Here is a 20,675-nt window from a genome sequence, read left to right as displayed (position 1 = left end):
CGCTGGTGCGGTAGGTTCCTGCCGAACGCAGTCCGCACGTGAGAGGGGGCGCCCGATGGCGCAGGGGCACCGCTCTCCGCCCACGATGAGCGACGTCGCCGCCGTGGCAGGTGTCTCGAAGAAGACCGTCTCGAACGTGCTGTCCGGCTACGAACACGTCTCCGTCCGCACGCGCGATCGCGTGATGGCCGCCGTCGACGAGCTCGGCTACGAGCTCAACGTGTCGGCCCGGAACTTCCGCGCCGGACGCTCCAAGGTGCTCGGGCTCGCGGTGCCGGAACTGCGGCAGGCGTACTTCGCCGAACTCGCCGACGCCGTCATCCGCGCTGCCGGAGCCGTGGGCTACACGGTGCTCATCGAGCAGACCGCGAGCGGCGTGCGCGAGGCGGACGCGATCACCCGGATGCGCGAGCACTCCATCGACGGCATCATCTACAGCCCGCTGACCGTCCGGCCGAGCGACGCCGCCGCACTCGAGGTGAAGTTCCCCCTGATCGTGCTCGGTGAGCCGATCCCGGACGCCCCCGTGCCGTTCATCGCCATGTCGAACGCGGACGCGCTGCGGGACGCGACCGCGCACCTGCTCGATGCCGGCCGCCGGTCGATCGCGTTCATCGGCTCCGACCCGTCCGGCCCCGTGCGCACGGCGCAGGAGCGACTGCGGGGCTACCGCGAGGCGCTCGACGACCACGGCCTGCCGTTCGCGCCCGAGCGGGTGGTGCCGACCGCTCTGTGGCACCGGGCCGAGGGGGCGGCGGCTGCGCGGCAGCTCCTCGACGCCGGCGTGCCGGTCGACGGGATCGTCTGCTGCAACGACGCGCTCGCGCTCGGGGCGATGAGTGCCCTGCAGCTCGCGGGCCGGACCGTGCCGGACGACGTCGCGGTCGTCGGGTTCGACGACATCGAGGAGTCGGCGTACTCGACCCCGGCGCTGACCACGGTGTCGGCCGACCTGGACCGCGTCGCGGCGACGGCGGTCGGAGTGCTCGTCGCCCAGCTCGAGGAGGGCGCCCCGGCGACACCCGGGGTGCTGCGCTCGCGCCACACGGTGGTGGTGCGGGCGTCGTCAGCGACCCGCTAGGGACGGGAGGCCCGTGGCGGACCCGCCACGGGCCTCCCGTCCGTCCCGGTGTCGCGTCTCAGGCCGCGACCGGCTCCGCAGGCCGGTCACGGAGCGCCGGGCAGTGCTCGGCGGTGGGGTGCTCGGTGATCGCGATGACCTGGTCGAGGCGCCCCCGGACCGCCTCGAGCTCGGCCAGCTGCGCGGTGATCCGGTCCCGCTCGGCGATGAGGAGCGCGAACGACTCCGGCGTCGACTCCCCACGGTCGACGCAGGGCAGCAGCTGCACGATCGTGCGGCTCGCGAGCCCGGCGGCGAACAGTTGCTGCACGAGCTGGACCCGCTCGACGGCGGCGTCCGTGTAGACCCGCTGCCCGCTCGCGGTGCGCGACGCGGTGAGCAGCCCCTGCTCCTCGTAGTACCGCAGCGAGCGGACGCTGACGCCGGTCTCTGCTGCGAGGTCACCGATGCGCATGGTGCTCCGATCCGGGCTTGCCCCTGACATGGATGTGAGGTCTTAGCGTAGCCGAGCCGCTGCGGGAGACACCCGCGCGGCAGGAGGAGACACCATGGACATCGCTGGATCGGTCGCACTCGTCACCGGCTCGAACCGCGGCATCGGACGCCGCTTCGCCCTGGAGCTGCTGGAGCGCGGGGCGTCGAAGGTCTACGCGACCGCACGTCGACCCGAGCTCGTGGACATCGAGGGCGTCGTCGCGCTGCCCCTCGACATCACCGACCAGGCCTCCGTCGACGCGGTGGCCGCAGCCGCGGGGGACGTGACGCTGCTCGTGAACAACGCCGGCATCTCGACGCAGGGCTCCCTGGTGACCGACGACCTGACCATCGTCCGGAAGGCCATGGACACGCACTTCTGGGGCAGCCTGTCGATGATCCGCGCCTTCGCACCGGTGATCGAGCGGAACGGCGGCGGCGCGATCGTCAACGTGCTGTCGGCCCTGTCGTGGTTCGCGGCGCCCGGCGCGGGTGGCTACGCCGCGGCGAAGGCGGCCGAGTGGAACATGACGAACGCCGTCCGCCTGGAGCTCGCCGACCGGGGCATCAGCGTGCAGGGACTCCACCTCGGTGCGGCCGACACCGACATGATGGGCGACTACGACGGCCCGAAGACGGACCCGACGGACGTGGCCCGTGCGGCACTCGACGGTGTGGAGCGTGGCGTGGCCGAGGTGCTCGTCGACGACTGGAGCCGGATGGTGAAGGCGTCGCTCGCTGATGCACCGGAGCCCTTCTACGCGCAGATGGCCTGAGCCGCCGCCCCTGACTGGGGGCGTGTCCCCGCAGCGCAGTCCTGGACCCGCTGCGTGGTCATCGGCGAGCATGGACCCCGATCAGGAGCGGGGGGCACGTCGCCTGCCGCTGGAAGGGAACCATGCGTCCTGTCAGGAACGCGCTGAGCACCGGGGCGATCGTCGCGATCCTCGCCGGCCTCACCATCACCGCAGCACCCGCCCAGGCGGCGACCCCGGGGGCCGGCGCGAGCTGCGCCCCCGGGACCCTGTCGGTGCAGACGCTCGAGAGCGGCTGCACGGCGACGTCCGGCACGGTCGTGACGCCGGACGGACGCACCTTCGCGCTCCCCGCGCCGGGTGAGAGCGTCATGGCGAGCAGCTCGGCCGCCCCCGGGGCGCCCGAGCTCGCCGACGTCCTCATCGCGAACAACGGCTCCGCCGGTGTCGCCGTCCGCGTCGACGAGGCCTGGACCGGTTCGGCCCCCGCCGTCCAGCAGGAGCGTGCGCAGAGCCAGGCCGCGACGGCACAGGCCGCCCCCGCCGCGACGACCGCTGCGACCACGAAGTGCACGAGCACGGCGTACAAGGCGTCCGGCTACACCTGGCCGAGCACGGTCAAGTGGTACTACAACCAGACCGGGCAGAAGTCGACGTACGCCAAGGACGCCCTGCGCAAGGGGGCGAACGCCTGGAACGGCACGATCTCGGCGTGTGACCGGACCGTCACGTCGACGGCGAAGAACGACTACCTGCGTCTCGCGACCCAGAAGCCCAACCTCACCGACCAGGGCGGCTGCTCGCGGAACAACGGCTACAACGTGATGGGCTGGGGCAAGCTCCCGACCGGGACCCTCGGTGTCACGTGCGTCTGGTTCGACGGCAACGGCAACGCCCGCGAGGCCGACCAGCGCTACGCCACCGGCTTCAAGTGGAGCTCGACGGCCACCTGCTCGGGTGCGCGCTTCGACACCCAGGTCGTCGCCACGCACGAGTGGGGCCACCTGTACGGCCTCGACCACGTCGCCACCGGCACCGGCCAGGTCATGGAGCCGTCCGGCGGCTACTGCGAGCTCGACGGCCGCACGCTCGGCCGTGGCGACATGACGGGTATCTCGACGCTCTACTGAGCTCGACGTTCTGCAGAGAGACGGACGGGGTCGTGGCGGAGAACCGCCGCGACCCCGTCCGTCTGTGGGTCTCGGTCAGTCCGCGTCGGCGCGCAGGAACTCCGCCACCGGAGTCGACCCCGTGTTGAACCGGAACGTGTTGCCGGCCGTGCCGGGGTTCTCGACCACGTCGGCGACCACGTGCGCCACGTCACCGCGCGGCACCTGGGTCGACGAGCCGTCCCAGTCGACGGAGCCGGTCGGCTCGTCGTCGGTCAGGGTGCTCGGGGCGACGATCGTCCACTGCAGCCCCGAGTCGCGGAGCACGGCGTCGGCGATCATCTTCGACTGCGCGTACGCGAAGAAGTCCTGGTCCTGCGGGACGCCGTGGTCGAGCTGCGAGCCTGAGAACGACACCATCACGTACCGGTCGACGCCGGCCTGCTTCGCCCCCTGGATCGACAGCACCGCAGCGTCGCGGTCGATCGCCCAGGTCCGGTCGACGGACCCGCCACCGGCACCGGCCGACCACACCACGGCGTCGTGCCCGCGGACGAGTTCGGCGAAGTCGTTCAGGGACTGCTGCTGGATGTCCGCGACGAGCGGTTCGCCGCCGTGCGCTCGGATCTCGTCGGACTGGTCGGCGTTCCGGATGACGGAGGTGACCGTGTGTCCGCGCTCGGACAGGATGCGGGTGGCGAGGAGTGCGACCTTGCCGTGGCCGCCGAAGACGATGACGTTGCTCATGGGCCGGACGCTACTCGGGGCGGCTCCGTGCCCGGGGAACGCCCGGGGAACGCCCGACGTCCGCCCGTCGCCCGCGATGCTCGGAACACCCGAGGTCACCGTGCGTACCGTCGGGGGCAACACGACAGGAGTCACGATGAGCAAGCAGCACGAGCAGCACACCCTGGTCCGCACCCTGGTCCTCGGCATCATGAGCGGCGGCCGGAGCGCCACCCCGCTCGCCGTCCTCGCACTGAACCACGACCGGTCTTCGCTGAAGGGTTCGTGGCAGCAGTGGAAGGTCTTCAGCACCCCGGTCGGCCGTGGGCTGCTCGTGGCCTCCGCCATCGGTGAGCTCATCGGCGACAAGCTGCCGAAGACCCCGAACCGCATCGCCCCCTCGGCACTGCTCGGACGGGTCGCGTCCGGTGCCCTCGCCGGTGCCGCCCTCGGCACCACCGGCAAGCGCGACCTGCGCATCGAGGGCGCGATCCTCGGTGGCGTCGGTGCCCTCGTCGGCAGCTTCGTCGGCTGGGGTGCTCGCAAGGCCCTCGGGGGTGCGGGCCTGCCCGACCCCGTCGTCGCGCTCGCCGAGGACGCCGCGACCATCGCCGGTTCCGTGAAGGTCATCACCGCCGACTGAGCGTTCCGCTCGTGCGCCGGGCGGGCCGGGCTCGTGGGCGCCGCGCTCGCCGCGGGCGCGTTTCGTGAGCAGGAACGGTCGGGTCGCACCGCCGCACCCGACCATTCCTGCTCACGATCCGCACGCCTCGGCCTACGGTGGCCCCCATGCACATCGTCGTCATCGGAGCCACCGGCCACATCGGCTCGTTCCTCGTCCCCCGTCTCGTCCGCTCGGGTCACCGGGTCGTCGCCGTCACCCGCGGCACGAGCACCCCGTACGCCGACGCCCCGGAGTGGCAGCAGGTCGAGCGGATCACCGCCGACCGCGAGCAGGAGGACCGCGACGGCACCTTCGGCAGCCGCATCGCCGCGCTCGGTGCCGACGCCGTCGTCGACCTCGTCTGCTTCACCGAGTCCTCCGCCGCAGCGCTGGTCGACGCGCTCCGCGGTACCGGTACGCACCTGGTGCACTGCGGCTCGATCTGGCGTGCGGGGGCGTCGCACGTGCTGCCGATCACCGAGCAGAACGCGACCCCGCCGTTCGGTGACTACGGCGTCCAGAAGGACGCCATCGCCCGGATGCTCAAGGAAGAAACCGCATCAGGCGGTTTGGTCACGACGTCGCTGCACCCCGGGCACATCAGCGGTCCGGGCTGGACGCCGATCGGTCCGCTCGGCAACCTCGACACGTCGGTGCTGACGAAGCTGTCCGCCGGCGAACCGCTCGAGGTCCCCGGGCTCGGCGCCGAGACGATGGCCCACGTGCACGCCGACGACGTGGCGCAGGCGTTCCAGCTCGCGGTCGAGCACCGCGATGCGGCGGCGGGTGAGGACTTCTTCGTCACGGCTCCGACGGCGCTCACCGCGCGCGGGTACGCCCACCTGGCAGCGTCGTGGTTCGGCCAGGAGGCCCGGCTCGACCCCGTCACGTGGGACCGGTTCCGCGAGACCACGGCTCCAGAGCACGCTGACGCCAGCTGGGAGCACCTGTCCCGCAGCCAGGTCTTCAGCACCGAGAAGGCGCGTCGTCTGCTCGGCTACGCGCCGGCGTTCACCGCCGAGGAGACCGTGCTGGACGCCGTGCGCTGGCTCGTCGACCACGGTGAGCTCGAGGTCGCGAACCCCCTGGTCCGCTGAGCCCCGTGGTCCCCGCCCTGGGCTGCGCATCAGCTTCAGCTAATATTGCTGAAGGAACGACGCGGAGCGAAGGAACGATGATGGGCAAGAAGGACTTCGTCCGCGGGAACGACCGCCTCGAGCGTCTCCTGAGACAGCCGGACATCGCGGACGCCGTTGCCGTGCTCGAGACCGAGGCCGACGACCTCGACCGAGTCCACGCGATGAGCCTGGCGATGGTGCGTGAAGCGGGGAAGCGCACGCAGGCCGAGATCGCACACGAGCTCGGCATCAGTCAGGGGGCGGTGTCGCAGATGGAACGGCGCGAGGACATGTTGCTCTCCACCCTCCGGAGCTACATCACCGCGACCGGTGCCGAGAACCCACGCATCATCGTCACGGTCAACGGCCGTGACGTCGAGTTGGCGATCTGACTCAGGCCCGCTCCGGCTCGACCACGAGCCCGCGGTTCCGGTGCACGACCCAGACCGTCGCGGCGAACCCCGCCAGCACCGCGGCGCCGATCGTGACCGCCGTCCAGCCCCCGGCGTTCCACAGCACCGACGCCAGCGCGGAGCCGATCGCTCCGCCGATGAAGTTCGAGGTGACGAAGGCCGTGTTGAGCCGGCTCCGCGCGGCCGGGTCGACCGAGAAGAGCCGGGTCTGGTTGAGCACGTTCGCGGCCTGCACGGCGACGTCGAGCAGCAGCACGGCGAGCAGCACCACGACGATCGAGTGCGCACCGATCCCGGCGACGACCAGGGAGACGAGCAGGAGCACGATCGCTCCCCCGGTGACGGGTACCGACAGCCCGCGGTCGTGCAGTCGCCCGACCCGCTGCGCCGCCACGGCACCCGCGAGCCCCACCAGGCCGACCAACCCGATGCTGCTGGTGGAGAAGTCGTAGGGGTCGCTGCTCAGCAGGAACGTCAGGGCGGTCCAGAACATCGTGAACACGGCGAACACCGACGAGCTGATCACCAGCGTGACCTGCACGGTCCGGTGGGTCCGGACGGCACGGAACACCGACAGGATGAGCTGCGGGTACGCCACCTTGCCACGGGCGTCGAGCTCCGGGATGGCCCGCCGCAGCAGCAGGGCGAGGACGACCGCGACGACGGCGGCGAGCACGTAGATCGCACGCCACCCGAACGCGTCCGCGACCAGGCCGCTGATCGTCCGCGACACCAGGATGCCGGTGAGCACCCCGGAGGCGATCGTGCCGACGACACGTCCGCGCTGCGCGGGGTCCGCGAGGTCCCCGGCAAGCGGGATGAGGAGCTGCCCGGCGACCGTGGTCAGCCCGACCAGTGCCAGGGCGACCAGGAGCGCCGCGAAGGTCGGAGCGATCGCGGCGAGCAGCAGCGCGACGGCGGAGGCGACGAGCACCCAAGGGATGAGGCGCCGGCGGTCGAGGACGTCCCCGAGTGGCACGACGAGCAGGATGCCGAGGGCGTAGCCGACCTGGGTCAGCGTGACGAGCAGCCCGGCGAGTGACGCCGAGGTGCCGAGCGACGATGCGATGTCGTCGAGCAGCGGCTGCGACCAGTACAGGTTGCCCACCGCCGCTCCCCCGGCGACGGCGAACAGCAGGGTCCGGCCGGTCGACATCGAGTGGTCGGTGGTCATGCTGCGGGTGCTCCCTCGTTCACGGCGGCCAGGGCGTTCAACGTGCGCGGGTAGCCGATGAGCGGGACGAGCACGGTCAGGACGTCCAGCATCTGCTGGCGGGTGTTCCCGACGTTCAGGTTGCCGGCCACGTGCCCCTGCACCTGGGCGTCGGCCCCGCCGAGCGCCGCGAGCAGCGCGAAGGTCAGGAGTTCACGGGTGGGCAGCGACAGCCCGTCCCGGCCGACGGTGTCCCCGAAGCAGTTGCCGGACAGGAACCGCTGGAAGTGCACGGCGTCCGCGGGGGCGTTCTCGTACATCGCGTCGACGCGGTCCGCACCGACGACGGAGCCCTGCACCGCTCGGCCGCGCTCGCGTCGGTCCGCCGGGGTCGTCGTCGACTGTCCGGCCAACGGCAGGGTGACCCCGCGGGCGACCAGCACGGTGTTGGTGATCGTCAGGAAGTCGCCGACGCGTGCGGAACCGACGTACGCCACGGCCTGGTAGACGATCTCCTTCGCCTCGGTGGGCGAGAGCGGGCCGTCGAGGGCCTCGTCCAGCAGGTCGCGGAACGTCGCCGGCGCCCCGGCCGCGATCGTCGCACCGAGCTGGACGACCACGCGGTCGTGCTCGCTGAGTGCTGCGTTCCGCAGGGTCTCGTCCACGAAGTCGGCGTGGTACCGGGCGAACTCGGGGTCGGTGTCGGCGAAGGTCATGTCCTCGACGCTAGGGCCGACCGCGGAGCCGTGACAGGTGCTGTCCTCCCCCCTCAGCCGTCACCGTCGCCGGAACAGCTCCCCCAGGTGCCACGGGCCGGGCGCGAGCCGCACCGCTGCCTCGGCTCGGACCCGCTCCTCGAGTTCACGGTCGCGGGTGAGCTCGTGGATCTCCTGCTCGGCACGCCACCGGAACCGCAGTCGGCCGAGGAACCCGGTCGGCGGAGCCGGGACGACGGTCTCGACGGACTCGGTCTCGTTCACGCGTCCTCCCCGGCAGCAGCGGCAGCAGCACCAGCGACGGAAGCAGCACCTGCGACGGAAGCGGTCGACGCAGCCGCCGCACTCGTCGCACCGGTCGCGCTCGTCGCCGCGAGGTTCGCCAGCAGTTGCAGCCGTTCCTCGGACGCCGACCCGGGCTCGGTGCCGTACACGACCATGGTCAGCCCCGAGTCCGTGACGAGCTCCATCGTCTCGTAGCTCATGTCGATGTCGCCCACGTCCGGGTGGTGCACGCGCTTCACTCCGCTCCGGTGCCGCATCACGTCGTGGGCGGCCCAGCGCCGCCGGAACTCGTCACTGCGGGTGGAGAGCTCCCCGATCAGGTCGGTCAGTCCCTTGTCGTACGGCGAGCGGGCCGCCTCGGCGCGCAGGGCGGCGACCACGTCGCCGGCGACCGAGTCCCAGTCTCGCCAGAACTGCTGACCGCGCGGGTCGAGGAACGCGAAACGCGCGGTGTTCGGAGTGCCGGAGGGCGACAGGAACAGTGACGAGTACACCGCGCGGGCGAGTGCGTTGCCGGCGAGGAAGTCGAACCGGCCGTTGCGGACCCAGGCCGGGGCGCTGATCGAGTCGAGCACCCGCTGCACGTTCGGCCGGACCTTCGACGTCGGGATCGTCCGGCGCGAGGCACCCGAAGCGTTCTGCAGACGGGCCAGGTCGAACAGGTGCGCGTGCTCGGCATCGTCGAGACGCAGCGCACGGGACAACGACTCGAGGACGCTCTCGGAGACCCCGGTCAGGTTCCCGCGCTCGAGGCGGACGTAGTAGTCGACGCTCATCCCCGCGACCAGTGCGAGCTCTTCGCGCCGCAGCCCCTTGACGCGGCGGACCCCACCGAAGTCGGGCAGACCGACCTGCTGCGGCGTGACGCGCTCGCGGCGTGTGCGGAGGAAGTCGCGCACTTCGCTTCTGGTGTCCATGCGTCCACGGTACGGCCGGCCGGGTGCCGGAAGCAGGGGTTGCTGGTACCCGTCAGCTGGGGGTCGGCGGCGGAGCGTCGTCGGCATGGAGACAGCCACCCTGAACAACGGACTCGAGATCCCCGCCATCGGTTTCGGCGTGTTCCAGAGCGCCCCGGAGGAGACCGTGGACGCCGTCCGCACGGCCCTGGGGACCGGGTACCGCCACATCGACACCGCCGCCGCGTACGGCAACGAGCGCGAAGTCGGCGAGGGCATCCGCGCCTCGGGCGTCGACCGCGACGACATCGTCGTCGAGACCAAGATCTGGGTCTCGGACTACGGCTTCGACGAGACCCTGCACGCCTTCGACAAGGCCACCGGCAAGCTCGCCTTCGACACGATCGACGTGCTGATCCTGCACCAGCCCGCTCCCGACCGCTTCGAGCAGACCGTGCAGGCGTACCGGGCCCTCGAGCGCCTGTACGCCGACGGCCGGGTCCGCGCGATCGGTGTGAGCAACTTCATGCCCCACCACCTGCGCTCCCTGCTCGAGCAGTCCGACGTCATCCCGGCGCTCAACCAGGTCGAACTGCACCCGTACTTCACCCAGCCGGACGTCCAGCGCGCCGACGCCGAGCACGGCATCCTCGATCAGGCGTGGTCCCCCATCGGTGGCATCACGTTCTACCCCGGCTGGGGCGACGAGCGGGTCAGCGTGATGGACGACCCGACGATCCGGTCGATCGCCGAGGCGCACGGCAGGACGCCGGCGCAGGTGATGCTCCGCTGGCACGTGCAGCAGGGGCGGAACGCGATCCCGAAGTCGACGAACCCCGGTCGCATCGCCGAGAACTTCGCCGTCTTCGACTTCGCGCTGACGGACGACGAGCTCGCGCGGCTCGACGCCCTGGACACCGGCCGTCGCAACGGCCCGGACCCGGACGGGACGGACACGAGCCGGTTCGACCGGGTGATCCCGGAGGTCTGACGCGACCACGAGCGGCCTGGAGGCGCGGTGCGGGCCCGCCCCGTCCCTCCCGGCAGATGCGGTGGTCGCGACCACCGCGTCAGGCGAGCTGGCGCGCCCGCTCCGCGATGCCCTCGGTCGCCGCCCACGAAGCCAGCACCCGCAGGGCGTCGGCCGTCGGGCTGCCCGGCGTCGCCGGGTAGATGGTGAGCGCGAGCCCCGGGTCCTCGGCGAGTTCGAGCGTCTGGAAGTGGAGCTCGAGCGGCCCCACGACGCTGTGCCGGAACGACTTCACGCCGGCGTAGTGGCGTCGGACGTCGTGCGCTGCCCAGAGGCCGCGGAAGTCGTCGCTCCGCATCGACAGCTCGCCGATCAGCGCGGCGAGGTCCTTGTCGTTCGGCGTCCGGCCCGCTTCGCGGCGCAGGATCGCGACGTTCGTGTGCGCGGCCCGCTGCCAGTCCTGGTAGAAGTTCCGCGCCTGCGGGTCGAGGAAGATGAAGCGCGAGAAGTTCATCGGCCGCGCCGGTGCCGCGACCAGGTCCGAGTGCATCGCGAAGCCGAGCGCGTTCGCGGCGACGATGTCCTGCCGGTTGTTGATGATCATCGCCGGGGCGTCCGTGACCACGTCGAGCAGGTACTGCAGCTCGGGTCGGACGGCAGCGACGGGCACGACACGACCGGCGCGACGCGGGGTCTCGTTCTGGTGCTGCGACAGGTCGCGCAGGTGCTCCTGCTCGGCGGGGTCGAGCTGCAGGGCCCGGCCGATGGCGTCGAGCACGCTGTCCGAGACCCCCTGCAGGTTCCCGCGCTCGAGTCGCGTGTAGTAGTCGATGCTGACGCCGGCCAGGCGCGCGACCTCTTCGCGACGCAGCCCGGTGACGCGGCGCCGTGTGCCGAAGGTCTCGACGCCGGCCTGCTCGGGGGTGATGCGGGCGCGACGGCTGGAGAGGAAGTCGCGCGCTTCGTCGCGGTGGTTCATGCCGTCACGGTACTTCGCCCCGTCCGGCGCGAGCGAGGGGCTGCGGGAACCCCTTTCACGTGCGCGTGAACGGGACGGAAACGATCCGGTCGTCCCCGCTCGACGGTGTCCCGCGGCCGTCGGTGTTGTTCGTGACGAACCAGAGCGTGTCCGACGGCCCCTCGAGCACCGTCCGGATGCGGCCGAAGTCCCCCGCGAAGTACTCGGTCGCCGTGCCGGGGTCGTCGGCCGGGACCGCACGGAGCACCTCGCCCCGCAGGTTCGCGACGAACACCGTGTCGTCGACGACGGCGAGGCCGCTCGGGGACGCCTCGTCGGTGGACCACTGCTGCACGGGGTCGACGAACCCCTGGTCCTCGCCGCCGGTGCCCTCGACCTCGGGCCAACCGTAGTTCGACCCGGGCTCGATCACGTTGAGCTCGTCGTGGGTGTTCTCACCGAACTCCGACGCGAACATCGTGCCGTCCGACGACCACCCCATGCCCTGCACGTTGCGGTGCCCGAGGCTCCACACCGGCGACCCGTCGACCGGGTTGTCGGCGGGGACGTCGCCGTCCGGGGTGAGCCGCAGGATCTTGCCCGCGAGCGACTCCTCGTCCTGCGCGTCCGTGCTCGCGCCGGCGTCCCCGACGCTCGCGTAGAGCATGTCGTCGGGCCCGAACGCGATCCGCCCGCCGTCGTGGAACGTGTTCTTCGGCAGCCCGTCGATGATCGTCGTCGCCTCGCCGAGACCCCACGACCCGGTGCTCCCCGTCAGCTCGTACCGCTGGATCCGGTTGCCGTCGTCGGCCGTGGAGTAGACGAACAGGTCGTCGTCGTGCAGCGCGAGCCCGAGCAGTCCGCCCTCGCCGCCGTGGCTGACTCCGTCGACGGTGCCGACCTGGCGGGTGGTGCCGTCGGACCGCAGCTCGAGCACCCGGGCCGAGTCGCGCTCGCTGACCAGCGCGTCGCCGTCGTCACCCGTCAGGACCACCGACCAGGGGGCCTCCAGGCCGGTGACCACGTCGGTGGTGTCACCGTCGAGCGCCACCTGACCGGCCGACAGGTCGGTGGGCGCGGTCGCGCGCGCCGACGGCGAGCCTCCCCGGCCGGATCCGTCCCGCTCTGCTCCGTCGCCGCTCGTGCAGGCGGTGAGGGCCAGCGCCGCGACGGCGGCGAGGCCGGCCACCGACAAGAGGCGGCGGGTGCGGGGCGTTCCGGCGGGTGTGTCCACGATGATCCTCCCGGGGTCGTGGGTCGATCACACACGCTGCGTTCGGGAAACCCCTGAGGGGGTCTGTCGGCACCTCCCGACGGTGCCGACGGCGGCCTACCGTCGTCGGCATGCAGATCGAACCGAAGCAGCCGACCGTCAAGAACCCGCCCGAGCAGTTCACCGGCGACGTGTACCTCGACGCCATCGCCTCGCCGAAGGAGACCGGTCAGACGATGACCGTCGCCAAGGTCCGGTTCCTGCCCGGCGCCCGCACCGCCTGGCACTCGCACGCCAAGGGCCAGACCCTGCACGTCACCGAGGGCGTCGCGCGGATGGGCACCCGGGACGGCCGCGTCATCGAGGTGCAGGCTGGACAGACCGTCTACACGCCGGCCGGCGAGGAACACTGGCACGGCGCGACCCCCACCGACTACATGGAACACCTCGCGATGCTCGAGGCCGCCGACGATCCGGCGACGACCACCACCTGGCTCGAGCACGTGAGCGACGAGGAGTACACCGCATGACCACCATCGCCATCGTCGGGGCCGGCAAGGGCCTCGGCCTCGCCGTCGCCGAGCGCTTCGCCCGTGAGGGCTTCGCCGTCGCCCTGATCTCCCGCAACCAGGACCGCCTGGACGGCCTCGCCGCTGAACTGCGCGAGCACGGCCACACCGCCGCCGGGTTCGCCGCGAACGTCCGTGACGGGGACTCCCTGCGCACCGCACTCGAGCGCGCCACGGAGCAGCTCGGCCCCATCGAGGTGCTGCAGTACAGCCCACTCCCCGCCAAGGAGTACATGCGCCCCGTGCTCGAGACCACGGCGGACGACCTGGTCGGCCCGATCGAGTTCTCGGTCTACGGCTCGGTCAACGCCGTCCGCCAGGTGCTGCCCGGCATGCGCGCGATCGGCCACGGCACGATCCTGTTCGTGAACGGCGGCAGCGCGGTCCGACCGGGCGCCCGCGTCACCGGAACGTCCGTCGCCTTCGCGGCCGAGAGCGCCTACGCGCAGCTGCTGCACGACGCCGTCCGCGACGAGGACGTCCACGTCGGCCAGCTCATCATCCCGTTCGGCATCGACGACGGGCAGCCCGAGCACTCCGGGGAGTCCATCGCCGACCGCCTGTGGGCGATCCACACGGAGCGCGGCGACTTCCGCACCTACGCGGAGGCGCTGCCCGAGCTCGCGTGAGCGCGGCGCTCGCCGCTTCGTGAGCAGGAATGGTCGGGTCCGGCACAGCGACCCGACCATTCCTGCTCACCATGTGACGGACTGGAGGCCCGTGGCGACGCCGCCACGGGCCTCCAGTCCGTCAGTGCGCCCGTCGCACCGCCACCCGCCGCCGACCCCGCGAGGTCAGCCAGGCTCCGGCCGTCACCACGAGGGGCAGGCCGATCGCGAGCAGCGCCAGCACCGGCCAGTCCGGCACGAACGGCATGTGGTTCACCCCGACCGGACTCTCGGTGAAGCGCAGGGTCAGGGCGCGGATGGGCAGGAGTCCGAGGAGCGTCCCGATCACCGAGCCGACCGTGGCCAGGATCGCCGCCTGCCAGGTCGACACCCCTCGGCGCAGGCGCGGTGCGGCACCGATGGCGTCGAGCACCTCGTCGTCCCGCCGGCCGTCGGACCGTGCGAGTCCGATCGCCACCGCCGTCGCACCGATCGTGACGGCCGCGGCCAGTGCGAGCACGATCGCCCGGATGATCGCCTCGTTGTCGATCGGGCCGGCTTCGTACATGAACGACGGGCCGCTCCACCGTGCACGGTCATCGCCGCCGAAGCTCTGCCACGCCGAGCTCAGCTCGTCCGCCTGTGCCGGGTCGAGGTCGTGGGGCAGCGTCGTGACGAGCATGCCGTCGACCACGGGCACGCCGTACTGCTCGGCGGTCGCCTTCGTCATGAAGACGCCGACCTGGATCCGCGGGGTCTGCACGTCGAGTACCGCGGGGATCGAGACGCTGGCCGCCGGTCGGCTGCGCTCGGTGATGGGGTCGCTCTCCCACGTCCGGTCGTGGAAGGTGTCGACGCGGACCGCACCGTCGTGGGCGTACTCGGGCCAGAGCGACACGGCCTCGCCGCCCTCGAGCGCGTCCCGCACGGCGGCGGACGGCCGGTGCCCGGTGAGCACGGCGTAGTCGTCCACGGTCCCGGTCCAGATGTGCGGGCTCGACACGCTCGCCGTGTCCAGGTAGTACGAGCAGCTCCTGGTGTCGTTCACCGGGCAGTCGTACGCGCTCCAGCGGTGCGGGATCGTGACGGTCGAGGGGGTGTCGCCCGGCTGCTCCTGCGCGACACCGAGCACCCGGATGCGGTCCTGGTCGAAGACCCCGGACACCACCTTCGCGGCGTGGGCCGTCAGTTCTGCGTCGTGGCGACCGGTACTGCCGCCGTCCTTCGTCTCGGTCTGCACCTCGGCCGTCGCGACCCCGACCGCCGTCGTGTACTCGTACCCACGGACGTACTGGGCGTGGCTCGACGCACTCCACGTGATCACGACGGAGGCCACGAACACGACGCTCATCACGCTCGCCAGCACGGGTACCGTGCGGACCGGGTTGCGGCGGGCGTCGCGGGCGGCGAGCCGGGCGGACAGACCGGCCCGCGAGGTGAGCCGGGTGATCAGGGCGAGCAGCCACGGTGAGCAGATGGCGATGCCGAGCTGCATCAGGCACGGCCCGATCGCGACGCCGGCACCGACGACGTAGGCCCACCGGTCGTGCTGCACCGGGCGGTCGTTGAGCATGAGGACGCCGACGCCGCACGCCATCGTCATCACGGCTCCGAGGACCATGAGCAGTGGGCCCCAGATGCGCCGACGACGGCGGGCCGGACGGCTGACGGGCACCGGACGGAGCGAGCCCCGCAGCGCCGCGAGCACGTTGATCCGGGTCGCCGACCGTGCGGCGACGAGCGCGGAGACGAGTCCGGCGAGCACCCCGGCGGCCGCGATGGACAGCAGCAGGAGCGGCGGCACGTGCAACCCGGGGAACGACGCCACGTTGCCGTTGTCGATCAGCCGGTAGGCGAGCACACCGATCCCGGTGCCGGCGGCGACCCCGAGGACCGCGCCGACGAGCCCGAGCACCAGGCCCGACCCGGCGACGATCGTGCGGACGAACCGCTTGTCGCCGCCGACGCTCGTGACGATGGCGTACGAGCGGGTGTCCGCCCGGGTACCGACCAGGAACGCGGCCCCGGCGAGCAGGGCGACCTCGAACATCGCGAAGACGCCGAGCAACCCCATCGCCCCGAGGTACCAGCCGAGTGTCGAGCCCAGCTGCCCACCGGAGAGCCGGGCGTCGGGCGGGTCGAGCACGACCGGACGCGACTGCACGATGATGCCGTGCGCGTTGAGCTGCCGGATCTCCGACCACGTCGGGGCGTCCGACGGCAGGTACACGGTGACGTCGGTGAGCCCGACGTCGTCGGTGGTGTCGGTCGTCGAGAGCGTCGTGCCCCAGGGCAGGAACACGCCCTGCGAACCCGGGTCCGTCCCCAGGTCGGTCATGGTGCCGGTGATCGTGAAGCGCTTGGTGACCGGGTCGGTCAGGTCCACCGTGTCGCCGATGTGCGCCCCGAGGCGGTCGAGCGTCGCCGGCGTGACCATGAGCTCACTGCGCGTGGTCGGCCTGGAACCGTCGAGCACGTGCCAGTGGCCCTCGAGCGACGGGTCCCAGACGCTGCCCTCGACCGCGGTCAGGCCGACGGGACCCTTCGGCCCCTGGACCACGACGGGTGTGCCGCCGACCGGGATCGACAGCGCGCCGTCGGGCACGTGGGCCAGGACGTTCGTGAACGGGGAGTCCTCGTCCGACTTCGTGACGGGGCTGTTCCGCTTCGAGTCCGTGGACTGCCACTGGACGGGGTCCTGCACCATGCCGGGCAGGTCCGGGCCGGACACCCGCATCTGCGCCGATGCCTGGCCGAGGTCGTAGTCGAGCCGCTCGGTTGCGGTGGCCTGTGTGGACTGCACGACGACGGCGACGGCGGCGAACCCGGCGGTGGGGATCCCGATGAGCGCGATGATCAGTGCCGCGCGGCCCGCCTTCGCGAACGCCAGTCGACGCCCCAGACGGAGCGCCGGTCTCAGGGCGAACGGCGTCCGGCCGGTCCCGGCACGCCGACCCCGGCTCACGAGGCGGTCCGGTCCGTCAGCGCGGCCTCGACGCCCGAGTACACGGTCTCGTCGACCACCCGACCGTCGCGCAGGAACACGATCCGGTCCGCCCAGGCCGCGTGCCGGGCGTCGTGGGTCACCAGGAGGGCGCCGGCTCCGGCGTCGACGTGTCGACGGAGCATACGGAGCACGACCTCGCCGGTCTGCGAGTCGAGGGCTCCGGTCGGTTCGTCGGCGAGCACGAGTCGACGCTCCCCCACCACGCCGCGAGCGATCGCGACGCGCTGCTGCTGGCCGCCGGACAGGTCGTCCGGGTAGGCGTCGGAGCGGTGCGACAGCTCGACGTTGTCCAGCGCGAGCTCCGCGGCGCGGCGGGCCTGCGAGGCCTTCCACCCGTCCAGCTCGAGCGGCAGTGCCACGTTCTCGACAGCGGTCAGCGAGGGGATCAGGTTGAAGTCCTGGAACACGAACCCGATGAGCCGGCGCCGCAGCGCTGCGAGCTCCTTGGCGGGACGGTCGGACACGAAGGCGCCGTCGATCAGCACCTCACCGCTCGTCGGCGGCAGCAGGGTGCCGGCGCAGGCGAGCAGCGTCGACTTGCCCGACCCCGAGGTGCCCATCACGGCCACCATCTCGCCGCGCTCGACCCGGAGGTCGATGCCGGCCAGGGCGGTGACGGCCTTCGCGCCGGAGCCGTAGTGCACGCTCACGGCGTCGAGCTGCAGGAGCGGTGCGGCGGTCACCGTGCGCTCCGGGCAGCCGCAGCGGCAGCGGCAGCGTCGGCACTGGCAGGCGCCGCCGGGTGCTCGTCCGGCCGGTACCGCGCGACACTCGACTCCACGTGGTCGAGCCAGCGCACCTCGGCCTCGGCCTGGAACACCATCGACTCGAGCACGAGCGACCACGCCAGGTCCGTCGACGGGTCGGTCGTGCGCTTCAGCCGCGTCAGGTCCTGCAGGTTCCGGATCGCGGCACCGCGCTGCACCTGCACCAGCCGGGCGACGTCGACCCCGGGCACGGTCACGGCGAGGGCGAACTTGATCGCCAGCTCGTCGCGGCCGCGCTTGGCCGGCACGGGCTCGCTGAACCAGCGGGCCACCTCGGCCCGACCCGCGTCGGTCGCCGTGTAGACGACGTGTCCGTCGTCGTCGGCGTCGCCGCGGGCCACGAGGCCGTCGCGTTCCAGGCGGTCCAGGGTCGTGTAGACCTGGCCGATGTTCAGCGGCCAGCTCCCGCCGGTGCGGTGCTCGAACTCCCCCCGGAGCTGGTACCCGTAGCCGGGTCCCCCCACCAGCAGCGCGAGTACGCCCATCCGAACGCTCATGACACTTCCCCTGTCTCGGGCCACCGTGGCCATACTGAGTATGCACATACCCGGTATGTGTGCGCAAGCACGGATCTGAACAGGGCGGAAAACGGACGGGAGGCGCGGTGCCAGCTGGCACCGCGCCTCCCGTCCGACCGGTCATCGCGTTCGCGACTCGCGGTCGCGTCCTGAGGGTCAGTGACCCAGCTTCGCCAGCTCCTCGAACTCGTCGTCGGTCAGCTCGACGGTGGCACCCGCGAGGTTGTCCTCCAGGTGCGCGACGCTCGACGTGCCGGGGATCGGCAGCATCACCGGGGAGCGCTTGAGCAGCCAGGCGAGCGCGAGCTGCGCCGGGGTGGCACCCTTGCGCTCGGCGATCTCGGTGAGCGGCGAGTCCTCGCCGGTCAGGCCACCCGTGGCCAGGGGGAACCACGGGATGAAGCCGATGCCCTGCTCCTCGGACCAGTCGAGCAGCTCCTCGGCGTCACGCTTCTGCAGGTTGTAGAGGTTCTGCACGGAGACGATCGTGGCGATCTCCTGCGCGGCCTTGACCTCGTCGACGGAGACCTCGGACAGGCCGATGTGGCGGATCTTGCCCTCGTCCTGCAGCTTCTTCAGCTCGCCGACCTGGTCCTCGAGCGGGACCTTCGGGTCGATGCGGTGCAGCTGGAACAGGTCGATGCGCTCGAGGCCCAGGCGGCGGAGGCTCATCTCCGCCTCTTGCCGGAGGTACTCCGGGCGGCCGACGGGCGGCCAGACGTTCGGGCCGGTGCGGGTGAGGCCGGCCTTCGTGGCGATGACGACGTCGTCGCCGTAGGGGTGCAGGGCCTCCTTGAGGAGCTCCTCGGCGACGTAGGGGCCGTACGAGTCGGCGGTGTCGAAGAAGTTCACGCCGAGCTCGACGGCACGCTTGAGGACGCGGATCGCCTCGTCGTGGTCCTTCGGCGGTCCCCAGACGCCGGGGCCGGTGAGCTGCATGGTGCCGTAGCCGAGCCGGTTGACCTCGAGGTCGCCGCCGATGCGGAAGGTGCCGGAGGACGCGGCCGGACGGTTCGTGGTGTCAGTGCCTGTGGTCATGTCCCCGGTCTACGCCCGGTGCGTTGCCGGTCCCTGAGTCGGTGTCCCCCGACCGCTTGCGGTGTTCGCAGGTCTACGGACGGGCGGGCCGCGGGTACGGGGTCTCGCCGCGTTCGAGTCCGCCGACGAGCTTGGTGAGCCGGTTCGTCCGCACCGTGGCGTTCGGGGCGGTGGTGATGCGGTGCAGCACGGCATACCGGTTCGTGGCGTCGAGCTCGGCGAACAGCGCGGCGGCTGCGGGGGCGGCGTCGAGCGCGGCCTGCAGGTCCTCGGGCACCGTGGCCGTGGCGGATCCGGCGTAGGCGCGGTCCCATCGGCCGTCACCCTTGGCGCGCTCGATCTCGGCGTGCCCGCGCTCCCGCATCCGCCCCTCGGCGATGAGTGCGGCGACCAGGCCGAGGTTCCGCTGCGACCACAGCGAGGCCTTCCGGCGCGGGGTGAACCGCTGGCGGTAGGTGGTGTCGTCACGCCCGCGCCGCTGCCCGTCGATCCACCCCGAGCAGAGCGCCTCGTCGAGGGCCGTGTCGTAGGTCAGCGTCGTCGGTTCCGTGACGCCCTTCTTGGCGAGGACGAGCCACACCCCGTCGGGTTCGTGCTCGTGGTCGTCGAGCCAGGCACGCCACGCGGCGACGTCCGGCAGCACCAGGTCGACGATGTCCATGCGGTCATCGTAGGACCGGCCTGCCGCGCGGGTCAGGCCGTGCTGCTGCTGATCCGGGTCGCACTCGCCCAGTCGTGCACCCAGTCGGGCACGGTCAGGTCGCGGTCCGCGCCGCCCGCCGCTTCGAGCAGGTCCGCGGTCGGCACCGTCCCGCCGGAACGTCGCAGGAACCGGGCCTGCACCACCGCGCGGGCCATCACGGCGCCCTGTCGCACGAACGTCTGCTCCAGGTACACGGCACGGTCGTCGACCCCGAGCACGTGGGTGCGGAGCTCGAACCGCTGCCCGAGCGTCAGCGACCGCTTGTACGTGATCGTCTGCGCCGAGACAACGGGGTACCAGCCGTGCTCGCTCAGTGCTGCCCAGTACCCGGAGCGGAGCATCAGGTCGAGCCGACCGAGGTCGAGCATCGACAGGTACTTGCCGTTGTTGACGTGCCGCAGCGGGTCGAGGTCGGTGGGAGCGACCCGGAACGGCGTCCGGACCTCGTCCCAGAGCGACGCCCGGCGGCGTCCACCGACCCGAGCGCGCAGACGGGTCCGCAGCTGCAGCAAGAGCAGTCGGAAGTACAGGTTCACGGATTGATCACACCAGTGCGCGGAGCAATCGTGCGAGCACCTTGGAGGAACCTCACGAAGCGCCGGTAGCCCTGGTCACCGCGGACCCGCTGCTTCCGACAACCGCCGGAGCGGCCGGGTGGGTCAGCCGGAGAACATCCCGCTGGAGGCGCTGCCACCCGGGTGCGCGGTCCTCGACACCCCTTCGGCCGTCGATCGAGCGGCGTCGGCCTCGACCATGGCACGTGACCCGGCCGTGGGGTCGGAGAAGTCCTCGAGGTCCGCGAGCGCTCGCCGCCGACGGCGGTTCTGCACCTCGAGCACGACGAGCAGGGCGCCGAGCACGACGACCACGGCGATGACGATCCAGATGATGACCATGACACTCCCCCGAGCCCGGGGCGTCTGCCCCGTCCCTC

At 71.8% G+C, this 20,675-nt stretch carries 24 protein-coding genes; 9 read left to right on the top strand and 15 right to left on the bottom strand.

The features are described 5' to 3' along the window. Window positions 1–85: 85 nt before the first annotated feature. Window positions 86–1,081: a LacI family DNA-binding transcriptional regulator gene (locus tag DEI98_RS01450; protein ID WP_181437892.1), complete on the top strand. Its 996-nt coding sequence runs from the start codon at window positions 86–88 to the stop codon at window positions 1,079–1,081. Between the two features lie 58 nt (window positions 1,082–1,139). Here the strand turns inward: DEI98_RS01450 and DEI98_RS01445 are convergent, their stop codons facing one another. Then, on the bottom strand, window positions 1,140–1,535 hold the full coding sequence (locus DEI98_RS01445; RefSeq protein ID WP_071404104.1) for a MerR family transcriptional regulator: 396 nt from the start codon (window positions 1,533–1,535) through the stop codon (window positions 1,140–1,142). Between the two features lie 94 nt (window positions 1,536–1,629). Here DEI98_RS01445 and DEI98_RS01440 point away from each other — a divergent pair, with 94 nt between their 5' ends. Beyond that, a complete protein-coding gene (locus DEI98_RS01440; protein WP_111099665.1) occupies window positions 1,630–2,331 on the top strand; it encodes an SDR family oxidoreductase in 702 nt (233 codons plus the stop codon). 122 nt (window positions 2,332–2,453) lie between these two features. Beyond that, window positions 2,454–3,440 carry a matrixin family metalloprotease gene (locus tag DEI98_RS01435; RefSeq protein ID WP_111094104.1) on the top strand — a complete coding sequence of 329 codons (987 nt, stop codon included), beginning with the start codon at window positions 2,454–2,456 and terminating at the stop codon, window positions 3,438–3,440. Window positions 3,441–3,515: 75 nt separating this feature from the next. On the opposite strand, the gene DEI98_RS01430 is transcribed toward DEI98_RS01435, so the two are convergent. Continuing rightward, window positions 3,516–4,166 (bottom strand): NAD(P)H-binding protein, encoded by a 651-nt coding sequence (locus DEI98_RS01430; RefSeq protein WP_111099664.1) that lies wholly within the window; start codon window positions 4,164–4,166, stop codon window positions 3,516–3,518. A 136-nt stretch (window positions 4,167–4,302) separates the two neighbouring features. Here DEI98_RS01430 and DEI98_RS01425 point away from each other — a divergent pair, with 136 nt between their 5' ends. From DEI98_RS01425 to DEI98_RS01415, 3 genes are all read left to right on the top strand, one after another. Further along, window positions 4,303–4,788 (top strand): DUF4126 family protein, encoded by a 486-nt coding sequence (locus DEI98_RS01425; protein ID WP_163342984.1) that lies wholly within the window; start codon window positions 4,303–4,305, stop codon window positions 4,786–4,788. A gap of 146 nt (window positions 4,789–4,934) precedes the next feature. Then, window positions 4,935–5,906 carry an NAD(P)-dependent oxidoreductase gene (locus DEI98_RS01420; protein WP_111099663.1) on the top strand — a complete coding sequence of 324 codons (972 nt, stop codon included), beginning with the start codon at window positions 4,935–4,937 and terminating at the stop codon, window positions 5,904–5,906. 80 nt (window positions 5,907–5,986) lie between these two features. Further along, a complete protein-coding gene (locus DEI98_RS01415) occupies window positions 5,987–6,319 on the top strand; it encodes a sigma factor-like helix-turn-helix DNA-binding protein (protein WP_111099662.1) in 333 nt (110 codons plus the stop codon). Window position 6,320: 1 nt separating this feature from the next. Here the strand turns inward: DEI98_RS01415 and DEI98_RS01410 are convergent, their stop codons facing one another. From DEI98_RS01410 to DEI98_RS01395, 4 genes are read right to left on the bottom strand one after another with little or no spacing between them, the layout of a single operon-like run. After that, window positions 6,321–7,514, bottom strand: coding sequence for an MFS transporter (locus tag DEI98_RS01410; RefSeq protein ID WP_111099661.1), 1,194 nt, complete (start codon window positions 7,512–7,514; stop codon window positions 6,321–6,323). After that, window positions 7,511–8,209, bottom strand: a complete 699-nt coding sequence (locus DEI98_RS01405) for a carboxymuconolactone decarboxylase family protein (RefSeq protein WP_111099660.1) — start codon at window positions 8,207–8,209, stop codon at window positions 7,511–7,513. The genes DEI98_RS01410 and DEI98_RS01405 overlap by 4 nt, the downstream gene beginning before the upstream one ends. A 60-nt stretch (window positions 8,210–8,269) precedes the next feature. Continuing rightward, complete coding sequence (locus tag DEI98_RS01400; RefSeq protein ID WP_071404097.1) at window positions 8,270–8,473, bottom strand: hypothetical protein; 204 nt, start codon at window positions 8,471–8,473, stop codon at window positions 8,270–8,272. Beyond that, on the bottom strand, window positions 8,470–9,411 hold the full coding sequence (locus DEI98_RS01395; protein ID WP_181437891.1) for a helix-turn-helix transcriptional regulator: 942 nt from the start codon (window positions 9,409–9,411) through the stop codon (window positions 8,470–8,472). The genes DEI98_RS01400 and DEI98_RS01395 overlap by 4 nt, the downstream gene beginning before the upstream one ends. An 85-nt stretch (window positions 9,412–9,496) precedes the next feature. Here DEI98_RS01395 and DEI98_RS01390 point away from each other — a divergent pair, with 85 nt between their 5' ends. Further along, window positions 9,497–10,381 carry an aldo/keto reductase gene (locus tag DEI98_RS01390; RefSeq protein ID WP_111099658.1) on the top strand — a complete coding sequence of 295 codons (885 nt, stop codon included), beginning with the start codon at window positions 9,497–9,499 and terminating at the stop codon, window positions 10,379–10,381. 79 nt (window positions 10,382–10,460) lie between these two features. On the opposite strand, the gene DEI98_RS01385 is transcribed toward DEI98_RS01390, so the two are convergent. Together DEI98_RS01385 and DEI98_RS01380 are read right to left on the bottom strand one after the other, a co-directional pair. Then, on the bottom strand, window positions 10,461–11,339 hold the full coding sequence (locus tag DEI98_RS01385; RefSeq protein WP_027466864.1) for a helix-turn-helix transcriptional regulator: 879 nt from the start codon (window positions 11,337–11,339) through the stop codon (window positions 10,461–10,463). Between the two features lie 55 nt (window positions 11,340–11,394). Then, window positions 11,395–12,552 carry a sorbosone dehydrogenase family protein gene (locus DEI98_RS01380; protein ID WP_111099657.1) on the bottom strand — a complete coding sequence of 386 codons (1,158 nt, stop codon included), beginning with the start codon at window positions 12,550–12,552 and terminating at the stop codon, window positions 11,395–11,397. Between the two features lie 110 nt (window positions 12,553–12,662). Between DEI98_RS01380 and DEI98_RS01375 the strand changes: the two genes are divergently transcribed. Continuing rightward, window positions 12,663–13,061 carry a cupin domain-containing protein gene (locus tag DEI98_RS01375; protein WP_111099656.1) on the top strand — a complete coding sequence of 133 codons (399 nt, stop codon included), beginning with the start codon at window positions 12,663–12,665 and terminating at the stop codon, window positions 13,059–13,061. Then, the gene (locus DEI98_RS01370; protein ID WP_111099655.1) at window positions 13,058–13,729 is read left to right on the top strand and encodes an SDR family oxidoreductase; all 672 of its coding nucleotides are present in this window, start codon (window positions 13,058–13,060) and stop codon (window positions 13,727–13,729) included. Before DEI98_RS01375 ends, DEI98_RS01370 begins: the two co-directional genes overlap by 4 nt. Before the next feature lie 121 nt (window positions 13,730–13,850). Here DEI98_RS01370 and DEI98_RS01365 read toward each other — a convergent pair whose 3' ends face one another. The 7 genes from DEI98_RS01365 to DEI98_RS01335 form a co-directional block, all read right to left on the bottom strand. Then, window positions 13,851–16,673 carry an ABC transporter permease gene (locus tag DEI98_RS01365; protein WP_111099654.1) on the bottom strand — a complete coding sequence of 941 codons (2,823 nt, stop codon included), beginning with the start codon at window positions 16,671–16,673 and terminating at the stop codon, window positions 13,851–13,853. Continuing rightward, entirely contained in the window at window positions 16,670–17,398 is a 729-nt protein-coding gene (locus DEI98_RS01360) for an ABC transporter ATP-binding protein (protein WP_071404089.1), read from the bottom strand. The genes DEI98_RS01365 and DEI98_RS01360 overlap by 4 nt, the downstream gene beginning before the upstream one ends. After that, entirely contained in the window at window positions 17,395–17,979 is a 585-nt protein-coding gene (locus DEI98_RS01355; protein ID WP_258370701.1) for a PadR family transcriptional regulator, read from the bottom strand. The genes DEI98_RS01360 and DEI98_RS01355 overlap by 4 nt, the downstream gene beginning before the upstream one ends. A 177-nt stretch (window positions 17,980–18,156) precedes the next feature. Next, window positions 18,157–19,038, bottom strand: a complete 882-nt coding sequence (locus DEI98_RS01350; RefSeq protein WP_027466858.1) for an aldo/keto reductase — start codon at window positions 19,036–19,038, stop codon at window positions 18,157–18,159. A gap of 73 nt (window positions 19,039–19,111) precedes the next feature. Continuing rightward, on the bottom strand, window positions 19,112–19,699 hold the full coding sequence (locus tag DEI98_RS01345; protein WP_111056490.1) for a YdeI family protein: 588 nt from the start codon (window positions 19,697–19,699) through the stop codon (window positions 19,112–19,114). 32 nt (window positions 19,700–19,731) lie between these two features. Then, window positions 19,732–20,277 carry an acyl-CoA thioesterase gene (locus DEI98_RS01340; RefSeq protein ID WP_111099653.1) on the bottom strand — a complete coding sequence of 182 codons (546 nt, stop codon included), beginning with the start codon at window positions 20,275–20,277 and terminating at the stop codon, window positions 19,732–19,734. A 123-nt stretch (window positions 20,278–20,400) separates the two neighbouring features. Continuing rightward, complete coding sequence (locus DEI98_RS01335; protein WP_110865324.1) at window positions 20,401–20,637, bottom strand: hypothetical protein; 237 nt, start codon at window positions 20,635–20,637, stop codon at window positions 20,401–20,403. Between the last annotated feature and the right edge of the window lie 38 nt (window positions 20,638–20,675).

This window comes from Curtobacterium sp. MCLR17_034, from assembly GCF_003234485.1.
Classification (GTDB): domain Bacteria; phylum Actinomycetota; class Actinomycetes; order Actinomycetales; family Microbacteriaceae; genus Curtobacterium; species Curtobacterium flaccumfaciens.
This window is presented reverse-complemented; position numbering and strand designations above follow the sequence as displayed.